The sequence below is a fragment of the Mesorhizobium sp. M7A.F.Ca.CA.002.09.1.1 genome (assembly GCF_003998555.1).
GTDB classification, from domain to species: domain Bacteria; phylum Pseudomonadota; class Alphaproteobacteria; order Rhizobiales; family Rhizobiaceae; genus Mesorhizobium; species Mesorhizobium ciceri.
The window spans coordinates 1-11,827 of record NZ_RZRR01000058.1; the positions used below are offsets into that span (position 1 = coordinate 1).

Here is an 11,827-nt window from a genome sequence, read left to right on the forward strand (position 1 = left end):
GCGCATGGCTGATCCGCTGTTCGACAGTCCATTCGCGCCAGACGAGATCGCGCTCCTGCGCTTCCTTGCCGGCCGTGCCCTTGAAGCGTTCGGCGATCTCCAGCATGCGTTCGGTGGCGGTGCCGCCGGCCTTGGGCGCGCGGTTGAGCACGACATCCTCGCAGGCCTCGCGCAGATCAGGCTCGATCGTATCGTAGACGGCGAGCTGGCCGGCATTGACGATGCCCATGTCCATGCCGCGCTGGATGGCATGGTAAAGGAATACGGCATGCATGGCCTCGCGCACCGGCTCGTTGCCACGGAACGAGAAAGACAGGTTCGACACGCCGCCAGAAATGTGGACATGCGGCAGCGTGGCGGTGATCTCGCCGGCCGCCTCGATGAAGTCGACGCCGTAATTGTCGTGCTCCTCGATGCCGGTGGCGATGGCGAACACGTTGGGATCGAAGACGATGTCCTCGGGCGGGAAGCCGGCCTGCTCGGTGAGGAGCTTGTAGGCGCGGGTGCAGATCTCGACCTTGCGCGCCTTGGTGTCGGCCTGGCCATCCTCGTCGAAGGCCATGACGACGACGGCGGCGCCATAGGCGCGGACCAGCCTGGCATGATGCAGGAAGGCTTCTTCGCCCTCCTTCATCGAGATGGAGTTGACCAGCGGCTTGCCCTGCACGCATTTCAAGCCGGCTTCGATGATCTCCCATTTCGAACTGTCGACCATGACAGGAACGCGGGCGATGTCCGGCTCGGCGGCGATCAGGTTGAGGTATTCGACCATGGCCTTCTTCGAATCGATCAGACCCTCGTCCATGTTGATGTCGATGATCTGCGCGCCGTTGGCGACCTGGTCGCGGGCGACGTCGAGCGCGGCGACATAGTCGCCCGCCGTGATCAGTTTCCGGAACTTGGCCGAGCCGGTGACATTGGTTCGCTCGCCGACATTGACGAAGGGGATCTCGTCGGTGAGCGTGAATGGCTCCAGCCCGGACAGGCGCATCCTGGGCTCAATGTCCGGAATGGCGCGCGGCGGATACTTCCGCACCGCCTCGGCGATGGCGCGGATGTGCTCCGGCGTCGAGCCGCAGCAGCCGCCGACGACATTGACCAGTCCCTCACGCGCGAAATCCTCGATCTGGGCGGCCATGAAGTCCGGGCTTTCGTCATACCGGCCGAATTCGTTGGGCAGGCCGGCATTCGGATAAGCGCAGACAAAGGTGTCGGCGACACCGGATATTTCGGCCAGATGCGCTCGCATGGCGTTGGCGCCGAGCGCGCAGTTGAGGCCGATGGTGAAGGGGTTGGCATGGCGCACCGAATGCCAGAAGGCGGTCGGCGTCTGGCCCGACAGCGTGCGGCCGGAGAGGTCCGTGATGGTGCCCGATATCATCACGGGCAGGCGCACGCCCTTCTCGATGAAGATCTCTTCCGCCGCGAAGATCGCCGCCTTGGCGTTCAGCGTGTCGAAGATGGTCTCGATCAGGATGATGTCGGCGCCGCCATCGATCAACCCGCGCAGCTGCTCGCCATAGGCGAGGCGCAAATCGTCGAAGGTCACGGCGCGATAGCCGGGATTGTTGACGTCGGGCGACATCGAGGCGGTGCGGTTTGTCGGCCCGAGCGCTCCGGCGACAAACCTTCGTTTGCCGTCCTGCTGCTCGGCCCGAACAGCGGCGCGCCTGACCAGCCGCGCGCCATCGCGGTTCAGCGCATAGACGGCATCTTCCATGCCGTAGTCGGCCTGGGCGATCGAGGTCGAGGAGAAAGTATTGGTCTCCAGGATGTCGGCGCCTGCGATGGCGTATTGATAATGGATCTCCTCGATCGCCCCGGGCTGGGTCAGGATCAAAAGGTCGTTGTTGCCCTGCTGATGGCAGGCGCAGCCGGCGAAAGCCTCGCCGCGGAATTGGTCCTCGTTAAACCCGAGGCCCTGGATCTGGGTGCCCATGGCGCCGTCGAGGATGAGAATGCGCTCGCGTGCCGCCGCTGTCAGCGCGGCAAGCACTTCCGGGCCGTCCGGTTTTGCCGCGACGGGGCCGAACAATGCGTCCAGCGAGGCAGAATTCTGCGACATTTTTTATCCCTTTGGCGACAGGCCTTTTCATGTCACATAAGGATATCTTTATGTCAATATACGACAGATGCGCGTGATTGTCACCCACCCAACGCGAAGGCGGGTCCGTGGCGCCGGTTTCCGACGGACCTACGCTATGTCGACGCTTGCCAGGAAGCGGGCGAGGACCGGATTGAAGCGATCCGGCGAATCCCAGAACGGCGCGTGGCCGGATTTGTCGAGCAGATGGGTCTTGCCTTCCCATAGATTGGAGAATTTCACAGCGGAGACGAAATCGGTGTTGACGAATGGCTCGTCGATGCCGTTCAGAACGGCGATCGGCGGCGTCTTGCCGGCCACGATCTCGCGCTGGTTCCGGCCAGTGCCGGCCGCGAACTTTTCGAACATCAGGCGCCGCGCCCGTCCATCGGTGCGCGCCACCGTGTCGATGAGAAACGGCTCGAACGGCTCGCCGCAAGTGCTGCGCGCATAGGCCTCCACGTCGGCGCCGGTGAAGGTCTCCTGCCCGGCGAGATGCATATGCGGGCTCGGCTTGAATCCGCTACCGACCTCCTCGGGCGAGACAGGCGGCGTGCCGGTGATCATCAAGCCAAGCAGGCCGGGAAAGCGGTCGATCATCTCAAGCCCGATATGGCCGCCGAGCGACCAGCCGAAGACGATGGCCTTGTCGATGCCGAGCAGCCCGAGCACTTCGGTCATGGCATCGGCATAGCCTTCCATGCTGTAGGAACGCTCTGGATCGATCGCATCGCCGGACGCTCCATGGCCGGGTAGGTCGGGAGCGATGAGGTGATATCGCTCGCCCAACGGGCCGTCCAACTGGTTGCGGAAAACGGCACTGGAAGATGAATTGCCGTGGATCAGCATGACAGCGGTTCCCTGGCCGCTGGTCTCACGCACCGCGATCTTGCCGTGGCTGGTTTCAAGGGTCTTCTGCGAGATCGTCATTGTCCGCTCCGTCGGGACTTGCCCTGTTTTAATGCAGTTGCGCAGCAAAGCGCCACGGCTTCCATACCTTTGCGGGAACCATCTTCCCGGCCAGGTTGCGTTGAAAAATCCTTTTCAAATAAGAACAATTATGCGTAGATTGTCAATTATCCAACTCCCGATGAACGGGAGGAAAACAGGGAACAGCACGATGAAGCCCAAATCCGCCGCAAGTCGAATCCGCCATATGCTGATGAGCACGACGTTGATCGGCATGTTTGCCGCATCAGCCGCCCCCGCCTTTGCCGACGTCGTCAAGATCGGCCTGCTTGCGCCGCTCACCGGCCCTGCCGCGGCGGACGGCCAGGAATTCCAGCGCGGCGTGCAGATGGCCATCGACGAAGCGAACGCAGCCGGCGGCGTTGCCGGGGATACGTTCGAACTGGTGGTCGGCGACGTCAAGGATCAGTCCGCCGGCAACGTCACCAGCGCCGTCGAACGCCTGCTTGGCGATCCGGGCGTACACTTCATGCTGACCGGCTATGCCAGCCTGACCAATTTCGAGATCGACAACATGGCCGAGGCGGAAATGCCCTACATGCTGGCGGCCACCTCGCAGCAGACCAGGGACATCATCGCGCCGAGCCCCGACAAATACATGTGCTGCTGGTCACTGACGCCTTCCTTCGACGCCTACAACACCGACGTCACCCTGTTCGTCGAGAAGCTCGCGGCCGACGGCAAGATCACCCTGCCGACCAAGAAGGTCGCCATCATCTCGTCCGACAATGCCTATTCGAAGACCATCTCCGAAGGCATGAAGAAGACGTTCAAGGAGAAGGGCTGGACCATCACCGTCGACGAGATCGTACCCTTCGGCGAAGTGACCGACTGGCGTTCGATCCTCGCCAAGGTGCGCGAGAACGTTCCCGATGTCGTCATCAACACCGACTATCTGCCGGGCAATTCGGCGTCGTTCCTCAACCAGTTCCTCGAGCAGCCGACCAAGAGCCTCGTCTTCCTGCAATACGCGCCGAGCGTTCCGGAATTCGTCGAGCTGACCGGCAAGAAATCGGATGGCATCATCTACAACCTGCTCGGCGGCGCGCTGACGACGCCGAAGAACCCGCGCGCCGATGAGGTGGCAGCCAAGTTCAAGGCAAAATACGGCGTCGAGAGCGGCACCTACGGCGTCGGCCTCTACGAAATGACCAATGTCTATTTCGATGCGGTCAAGAAGGTCGGGGGCGCATCCGACCATGCGGCGATCATGAAGGCGCTGTCGGAGACCGACAAGCAGGTCGCGGAAGGGCGGCTGAAATTCGATCCCGCCACCCACCTGGCCACGCAGGGCGACGACTATATTCCGATCACCTTCTTCCAGATCTGGGATGGCCAGCGCACGCTGATCTCGCCTGAGAAATATGCCACCGGCGCCTTCAAGCTCCAGCCCTGGATGAAGTAGGGAATGGCCCTGCTTGAACTGGACGACGTGTCGAAGGCCTTCGGTTCGCTGAAGGCCGTCGATGGCGTGTCGTTCAAGGTCGAGGCCGGCGAGATCTTCGGTATCGCCGGCCCGAACGGCAGCGGCAAGAGCACGCTGTTCAACATCATCACCGGCATCCCGTTCGGGCCCGACCGGGGCAACATCCGCTTTGACGGCATTGCCATAAACGGCAAATCGGGACACGCCATCGCGCGCCTCGGCCTTGCCCGGACCTTTCAGCGGGAGACCAGCTTCGACGGGCTGACCGTATTCGAGAACGCGCTGATCGGCGCCAGCTACGGCAAGCAGGAAAAGACAGCGGCCACGGCCCGCAATGCCGCCGCCGAGGCGCTGGAGTTCGTCGGCCTGGGATCCCAGTCGTTCGGCCGGCTTGCCGGCGAATTGTCCGTGTTCGAGCGCAAATGCCTGATGCTTGCCACGGCGATCGCCATGCAGCCACGCATGCTCTTGCTCGACGAGCCGGCATCGAGCCTGACCAAACCCGAGATCGAGACGTCGATCGGCCTGATCCGCCGCACCGCCGAACGCGGCATCACCATCCTGTTGATCGAGCACGTGCTGACTTTCCTGATGAGCCTTTCGCAGCATCTGCTGGTGCTCAACAATGGCCGCGTCCTGGCCGCCGGCGATCCGGCAGGCGTGATCGCCGATCCGCACGTCATCGAGGCCTATCTCGGCACGAGGAGGTCGGCGGCGTGAATCCCATTCTCAGCGTCGAAGGCGTCACCGCCGGCTATGGCCGCGTCACCGTGCTGCACGATATCTCGCTGGAGGCCGGCCGTTTCGGCAATGTCGGCCTGTTCGGCCCCAACGGCCATGGCAAGACGACGCTGCTGCGTGCTATCTCCGGGCTTCTGCAGCCGAAGAGCGGCCGCATCCTGTTCGACGGGCAAGACATTGTCGGCCACAGCGCACGCGCCATCGTCGGCGCCGGCCTGATCCATGTGCCGCAAGGCAACCGGCTGTTTCCCGATCTCTCGATCGCCGACTGCATGGCGCTCGGCGCCTATTCGCCGCGGGCCCGGCCGCATGAGGCGGAAAACCGCGAAAAGGTGGTCAAGCTGTTCCCGAAACTGGCGGAACGCTGGCGCCAGCGCGTGCGCACGCTGTCGGGCGGCGAGCGCCAGATGGTGTCGATCGGCACGGCGCTGATGAGCCATCCGCGCCTGCTGATCCTCGACGAGCCGACGCTTGGGCTGGCGCCCAAGATCAAGGACGAGCTCTGCGCCTCCGTCATGGACATTTCGCGCGGCGGCGTACCGCTCATCGTCGTCGAGCAGGACATCGAATTCCTGCTGGAACTGACGCAGCAACTCTACCTCGTCAACCATGGCGCCGTTGCGACCGAGATCAAGCCGGGCGAAAGCCTCGACCACGGCGAGATCATGTCGATGTATTTTGGCCATTAGGAAAATCCGAAGATGAGCGCATTGGCGGAAATCCTGTTCGGCGGCCTGTTCCAGGGCTCGCTCTACGCCATGATGGCGGTCGGGCTGGCTCTGGTCTGGACGACGATCGGCGTGTTCAATTTCAGCCATGGCGTGTTCATGATGCTGGGCGCCTACATCGCCTGGCAGCTGGTCGAACTCGGCCTGCCGGCGGCGGTCGCCTTTCCCATCGCCGTCGTCGTCATGGCCGGCGTCGGCTGGATCCTGCAGGCGAGTGTCGTGCGGCCGCTGATCGGCCGACCCAACATCGTGCTGGTCGTCGTCATCACCACGCTGGCAGCCGGGTCGCTGATCGAGAACGGCGCGCTGACCATCTGGGGACCGCGCTCGAAGCAGATCCCGGCGCTGATCACCGGCAACACCACCATCGGCGGCGTCGGCGTCTCCCTGCACCAGATCGCCATCATCGTCATCACGCCGCTGATCCTGGCCGCACTTTGGATGTTCCTCAACCGCACGCGGCTCGGGCTGGCGCTGCGCGCCGTGGCGCAGAATGAAGATGCCAGCCATCTGGTCGGGCTGAACGTCACCGCGCTCTATGGGCTGGCCTTCGCCATTGCCGCGTCGCTTGCAGGCCTCGCCGGCATCTTCATGGGCGGCTATCGTTTCATGTCGCCGGTGATGGGCAGCGACCCGCTGCTCAAGGCGCTGATCGTCGTCGTCTTCGGCGGAATATCGAGCATCTCGGGACCGATCTTCGCCGCCTATCTGATCGGCTTCTTCGAGGCCGCCTGCAGCTATTATTTCGGCCTGTACTGGACGCCGGCGCTGCTGTTCGGCGTGCTGATCCTGACCCTGATGGTGCGCCCCGAGGGCATCTTTGCCAGCCGCTCCCGAGGCCTAGCATGACCGACACGACATCGCCGATCACCCTTAGCCACACAGAGGCGGCAACCCCGATCGCTCCCGGCCGCACGCCGTGGAAGCAGGAGGCCATCGGCTTCGTGCTCGGCTTCGCCTTTCTGGCACTGCTGCCGCTGATCTTCGGCGACACCTATGCCCGCCACATTCTGATCATGGCCTTCATCTATGCGATCGTCGCCTCGAACTGGGACCTCAGCCTCGGCTATGGCGGCGTCTTCAATTTCGGCCATCTGGCGCTGTTCGGCATCGGCGTCTATGCCTACAGCCTGCTCACCAAGCTGGCCGAATTCGACCCGTGGATCGCGCTGTTTGCCAGCGGTGTCATCGCCACCCTGGCGGCGATCCTGGTGACCATCCCGATCCTGCGGCTGAAGGGCATCTACATCATCCTGGTCACTTTCGGCTTCGCGCAGCTGGTGATGCAAGTAATCATCAGCCAGTCCGCCATCACCGGCGGCACGCAAGGGTTGGTGCGCATTCCCGGGCTATACGTGTTCGACCACAACATGGTCCGTGACGGCAAATCAGCCTATTTCTACATCGCGCTGGCGCTGCTGGTGGCGAGCACCCTGTTCCTGCGCGTGTTCGTGCGCTCACGCACCGGGGCCAGCATCGTCGCCTTGCGCGACAATGAGGAATACGCCATCAGCCGCGGCGTCTCGATCGTGCGCCAGCGCATGCTGACGCTTGCCGCGAGCGCCTTCTTCACCGGCATCGCCGGCGCCTTCTACGCCGCCTACCAGCGCAATGCCTCGATCGACGTCTTCGGCATGAGCCTTGCGACCATCATCCTGTCGATGGTGCTGCTTGGCGGCACCAGCACTATTTACGGCGCCATCATCGCCTCTTTCGTGCTGACGATCTTCGCCGAATGGATGGCCGATTTCGGCGCGTGGCGGCCGATGATCACGGCGGTGCTGATCATCGGCGTGATGCTGGCCTACCCGAGCGGCCTGGTCGGCATGATCAAGGCTTCATGGGGCGCCGTCGCCGGACGCCTGAAGCGCCCGGCCTGACCGTTTCGGACTGGCGGCTCCGCCTCAGCGGATGCCGCACCAGTCGATGACCGAAGCGGCGATCACCTTGGCGGTCTCGACCACCGATTCGACTTCGACATACTCGTCGGAACCGTGAAATCCGTCGCCTGACGGGCCGAAGATGACACCGTCGACGCCGGCGCCGGCATAGTGCGCGGCATCGCACACGGCGACGAAGCCACGCGCCTGCGGCGCCTTGCCGACCATGGCCTTGCGCTTCATCAGCGATCTCACCAGCGGATGGTCGACCGGCGTGTTCATCGGCGGAAAATGCAGCCCGCCGAGCTCCCATTGGATCGCAGGCGGGTTGTCGCGCAGCCACGCATCGGTCTGCGCGAAATGGTGGACGAACGCCTCGAAATCGCGGCGGTAGTCGGCCGAATTCTCGTCGGGCAGGAATTTCATGTCGAGATCGAGCACCGCGACATCGGGAATGATGGCCGGGTTGGTCATCACGGTCGGCAGGCCGTGCTCGCCAAGGCCGGTGCCGCCATGCATGACGCCGATGTTGATGGTGTTCATGCCGAGCGGCAGCAGCGGATGCGATTTTGCTCGCGTCCGGTCCAGCTCATACTGGCGCACGGCGGCAATGAAGCGGGCGGCGATCTCGATCGCATTGACGCCCGGCTCCAGCCGGTCCTTGTCGTGGCGCTGCGGATAGATCTCGTTGTAGCGCAGCGCCGAATGGGCGTTGCGGCCACGGATCGTCACCCGCGCCCATTCCAGCCCGCCTTCGACCGGCAGGACATCGCCCCAGGTCGGTTCGGCGACCAGCACCGCCTTGGCGAGCTTGCCCTTCTTCACCGCGTCCATGGCGCCGAAGCCGCCGGCTTCCTCGTCGACGACCGAGTGGATGGCGAGCCGGCCCTGCAGCGTGATGCCCGCCTTGCGGATCGCGCGCGCGGCGGCGATGCAAGCGGCGACGCCGCCCTTCATGTCGACGGCGCCGCGGCCATAGAGCCGGCCATTGGTGATTTCGCCGCCGAACGGATCGACCGACCAGTCCTTCATCGCGCCGACCGGCACGACGTCGATATGGCCGCACAGGATCAGGCTGCGGCTCTCGTCTCCCGCCCATTCGCCGACCAGATTGGGCCGCCCGGGCAAGGCATCCCATTGCTCTGTCCTGAACCCGTCCTGCTTGAGGATCGGTTCGAGCAGCGCCTGGACATCCGCCTCGCGGTTGATCGCCGGATTGGGCTCGAATTTGGGGTTGACCGAAGGGATGCGGACCATGTCGCGGGTCAGGCCGATCAACCAGTCGCGATCGGTCTCGATCTCAGCCTGCACGGCGTCGATGATGGTCTGGTTGTCGGGCATTGTCGCTTCCTTTTCTGCGTCGCGGCGCTTTGCATCGCTGCACTGAGCGCAACGACACTATTTCCTTGTGGCTTTGGATTTGGCGGCGTCGTCGGCCGATGACGATAGGACGGTATCGAGCGTGACCGCGTTGGCGCTGCGGATCTTCTCGATGTCCTCGATGCGCTTGCGCACCCCGGCGCCATGGCCCTCCAGCGCGTGGGCAAAGACGGTTTCCATCTGGGCAACGGCCGTCGCCAGCGTGTCGAACGGCGAGTTGGCGTCGATCGCCGCGACCATGGTCAGGTCCGCGATGTCAGATATCGGCGACAGCCAGACATCGGTGAACAGCAGGATGGAGACGCCGCGCTCCTTGGCCTGCTGGGCAAAGCTCACCACGTCCGACTGGTAGCGCCGGTAATCGAACACGACGAGGAGGTCGCGCTTGCCAAGGTCGATCAACAGGTCGAAATCGGCGGGACTCAACGAACCGATGTCGCGCACGCCGGAGCGGAACTGCAGGAGATAGCCGGCCAGCATGGAGGCGATATGCCGGCTGAACCGGCCGCCCAGCAGCACGACCTGGCCCTTGCTCTCGAGCAGCATGTTGACAGCGCGCGTGTAGGCCTGCACCGGCACAGCCGTGCGCGTACGCTCCAGGCTGTCGGAAACCGAATGGAAATAGGCAAGTGCGGTGCCTTCGCTGGAGCCGCCCGGACGCTTGGCCTCCATCATCAAAAGCGGCGAATGCAGCCTGGATTCGACTTCGGTGAGCAGGCGTGCCTGGAAATCGGCAAAGCCGACATAGCCAAGCTTGGTCATCAGCCGCGTCACGCTCGGGTCGCTGACGCCGGCGCGCCGTGCCAGCCGGGTTGCGGTGCCCAGCCCCGACATCGGGTAATCGGCGAGCAGGACCTGGACGATCTTCTCTTCCGCGGAGGTGAACGCCACGGTCGTGTTGGCCAGTTCTTCGCGGATCGACATGGTCATCGCCTATCGCTGACGGAAGATGATTATCTTACAATTTTGTGAAATGGTGTCAAATCTGGAAAAAGTTTTACAGGATTGAATCTAGCCGCGTAGATCGCCCGCATCCGCCAGAATCCAATCCTTGCTCACTGCCATATGCACTTTCGATCTCGCTTGAGTATCTTGGCGGCGAGCCTGGTTCTCACGGACCCCGTTTCGGGGCCGGTTGTTACGGACGTGAAGTGAGGGTCATAACCTCAATCCAAAACCCCATCAAAGCGTCATTGGTGAACTGGTGCCCGCCGAACACGGATCGTGACGAAGCTGAACTGGCATTCGAACTTTTTCGCCAGTTGATGCATCTTAAGTCCATGGGCTACGAAACTCATATCGTGCCGAGTGATGCCGAACTGGCCCTTGCCGCTCGGGGCGGCGATTGTGGTTGCCTCGGCCTGCTGCTGGAACGTCATCGCGCACGGCTCTATGCGATAGCGCTGAACATGCTCGGCTATGGGTCGGACGCCGAAGATGCTGTGCATGAGACTTTCCTGATCGCGCTGAGGCGCATCGGCGAACTCAAGGATCCGCAAGCCGTCGGTGGCTGGCTTCGCACTGTGTTGCACCGCTGTTGCCTGCAACAATTGCGTCGACGACGACGCGAGATCTTGACCGCCGACATTCCAGACCGCCCAGACGAACGCGCAAGCATTGAGGAGCGGCTGGAGAAAGTCGCGCTTCGCGAATGGGTTTGGGACGCGCTACGCAAGCTTCCCGAGCCGCTGCAGGCTACCGCCATGTTGCGCTATTTCGGAAGCTATCAGTCTTACGAGGAACTGGCCGCCATTCTGGGTGTCCCGATTGGGACGGTTCGCAGTCGTTTGTCGCAAGCCAAACGCAAGCTTGCCGAGATGCTGCTGGAAACGGCGGGCCTTGCCGACACAGAGGCTCGCTCGCAGTCTCGCGAGCGCCAGCGATTCTACTCCGAAATTTTCAATGGGCTCAACCAGCATGGCGAGCGTGACCGCTTCCTTGGGCACTTTGCAGAGGACCTGCATCTTGTCCGCGGGACGAGCAAACCAGTGCTGGGTCGCTCATTCCTTGCCTGGGAAGTCGACGCCGACACGGAAGCCGGCGTCCGCCTGGAACCGCAGCGCATTCTCAGCGCCAGCCAGGTCACCGTGATCGAGGGACTATTCGTCAATCCGCCGGAAGACCCTTTCCACTGCCCGCCGGGTGTCGTCCTGGTGATCTTTCAGCGAGACGGCAAGGCCCGACGCTTGCATCTTCATCTTTCGCCGCGTCCGCCTAGAATCGACGACGACTGATCGAACTTTTTCTCCCGTCCGTGACTCCTTACAGCACGCGGGCATCATCTGGCCCGGACGCAAATGGTTCCAAAGAGGAGAGAGATCATGTTCGCCTTCGCAGTTTCCCATGTTGCTTCCATCGCACACCACGGCGAGCTCGGGCCCAGCCGCTCGCGCCGCCTCCTTCACACGGCGTTCGCATCGACTGTCGTCTGCGCCACATTGTTGTCATCAGGCTTAGGCTGGGCCGGTCAAGCTGAGGTCGACGCCACCTATAAGGACGTCGAGCGGACGCTCGGCTCGGTGCCGACCTTTCTCCATCAGGTTTCAAAAGCAGCGCTGCCGGGCGCCTGGGCAGAGGTGAAGGCTCTGCAGTTCTCCAGCGAAACCGCCCTGCCGCCGAA

Annotated in this window: 10 protein-coding genes and 1 pseudogene; 7 read left to right on the plus strand and 4 right to left on the minus strand. The window is 63.1% G+C overall.

The window, feature by feature from the left end; translation table 11 throughout:
• The coding region (locus EN994_RS04670) for a homocysteine S-methyltransferase family protein (RefSeq protein ID WP_164745811.1) at positions 1 to 2,065 on the minus strand (2,065 nt) is incomplete at its 3' end.
• Positions 2,066 to 2,194: 129 nt separating this feature from the next.
• Positions 2,195 to 3,013 carry an alpha/beta hydrolase gene (locus EN994_RS04675; RefSeq protein ID WP_063170051.1) on the minus strand — a complete coding sequence of 273 codons (819 nt, stop codon included), beginning with the start codon at positions 3,011 to 3,013 and terminating at the stop codon, positions 2,195 to 2,197.
• A gap of 190 nt (positions 3,014 to 3,203) precedes the next feature.
• Here EN994_RS04675 and EN994_RS04680 point away from each other — a divergent pair, with 190 nt between their 5' ends.
• The 5 genes from EN994_RS04680 to EN994_RS04700 are packed head-to-tail and all read left to right on the plus strand — an operon-like array spanning position 3,204 to position 7,827.
• The gene (locus EN994_RS04680; RefSeq protein ID WP_063170050.1) at positions 3,204 to 4,457 is read left to right on the plus strand and encodes an ABC transporter substrate-binding protein; all 1,254 of its coding nucleotides are present in this window, start codon (positions 3,204 to 3,206) and stop codon (positions 4,455 to 4,457) included.
• Positions 4,458 to 4,460: 3 nt separating this feature from the next.
• The gene (locus EN994_RS04685) at positions 4,461 to 5,198 is read left to right on the plus strand and encodes an ATP-binding cassette domain-containing protein (protein WP_024504790.1); all 738 of its coding nucleotides are present in this window, start codon (positions 4,461 to 4,463) and stop codon (positions 5,196 to 5,198) included.
• Positions 5,195 to 5,908, plus strand: a complete 714-nt coding sequence (locus EN994_RS04690; protein WP_013530211.1) for an ABC transporter ATP-binding protein — start codon at positions 5,195 to 5,197, stop codon at positions 5,906 to 5,908. The genes EN994_RS04685 and EN994_RS04690 overlap by 4 nt, the downstream gene beginning before the upstream one ends.
• A 12-nt stretch (positions 5,909 to 5,920) precedes the next feature.
• Positions 5,921 to 6,796: a branched-chain amino acid ABC transporter permease gene (locus EN994_RS04695; protein WP_063170049.1), complete on the plus strand. Its 876-nt coding sequence runs from the start codon at positions 5,921 to 5,923 to the stop codon at positions 6,794 to 6,796.
• The gene (locus EN994_RS04700; RefSeq protein ID WP_027162307.1) at positions 6,793 to 7,827 is read left to right on the plus strand and encodes a branched-chain amino acid ABC transporter permease; all 1,035 of its coding nucleotides are present in this window, start codon (positions 6,793 to 6,795) and stop codon (positions 7,825 to 7,827) included. Before EN994_RS04695 ends, EN994_RS04700 begins: the two co-directional genes overlap by 4 nt.
• Positions 7,828 to 7,851: 24 nt before the next feature.
• Here the strand turns inward: EN994_RS04700 and EN994_RS04705 are convergent, their stop codons facing one another.
• Both EN994_RS04705 and EN994_RS04710 read right to left on the minus strand, forming a co-directional pair.
• On the minus strand, positions 7,852 to 9,168 hold the full coding sequence (locus EN994_RS04705; protein ID WP_063170048.1) for an ArgE/DapE family deacylase: 1,317 nt from the start codon (positions 9,166 to 9,168) through the stop codon (positions 7,852 to 7,854).
• A 57-nt stretch (positions 9,169 to 9,225) separates the two neighbouring features.
• Entirely contained in the window at positions 9,226 to 10,131 is a 906-nt protein-coding gene (locus tag EN994_RS04710; protein WP_013530207.1) for a MurR/RpiR family transcriptional regulator, read from the minus strand.
• Positions 10,132 to 10,358: 227 nt separating this feature from the next.
• Here EN994_RS04710 and EN994_RS04715 point away from each other — a divergent pair, with 227 nt between their 5' ends.
• Both EN994_RS04715 and EN994_RS04720 read left to right on the plus strand, forming a co-directional pair.
• Complete coding sequence (locus EN994_RS04715) at positions 10,359 to 11,441, plus strand: sigma-70 family RNA polymerase sigma factor (protein WP_164745812.1); 1,083 nt, start codon at positions 10,359 to 10,361, stop codon at positions 11,439 to 11,441.
• A gap of 87 nt (positions 11,442 to 11,528) precedes the next feature.
• Positions 11,529 to 11,827: pseudogene (locus tag EN994_RS04720) on the plus strand (hypothetical protein); the annotation flags it as partial.

Bases quoted from the DNA above. Each gene is read 5' to 3' on its own strand.
- EN994_RS04675 (WP_063170051.1), bottom strand. From the start codon at position 3,013: ATGACGATCTCGCAGAAGACCCTTGAAACCAGCCACGGCAAGATCGCG.
- EN994_RS04680 (WP_063170050.1), top strand. From the start codon at position 3,204: ATGAAGCCCAAATCCGCCGCAAGTCGAATCCGCCATATGCTGATGAGC.
- EN994_RS04685 (WP_024504790.1), top strand. From the start codon at position 4,461: ATGGCCCTGCTTGAACTGGACGACGTGTCGAAGGCCTTCGGTTCGCTG.
- EN994_RS04695 (WP_063170049.1), top strand. From the start codon at position 5,921: ATGAGCGCATTGGCGGAAATCCTGTTCGGCGGCCTGTTCCAGGGCTCG.
- EN994_RS04700 (WP_027162307.1), top strand. From the start codon at position 6,793: ATGACCGACACGACATCGCCGATCACCCTTAGCCACACAGAGGCGGCA.
- EN994_RS04705 (WP_063170048.1), bottom strand. From the start codon at position 9,168: ATGCCCGACAACCAGACCATCATCGACGCCGTGCAGGCTGAGATCGAG.
- EN994_RS04710 (WP_013530207.1), bottom strand. From the start codon at position 10,131: ATGTCGATCCGCGAAGAACTGGCCAACACGACCGTGGCGTTCACCTCC.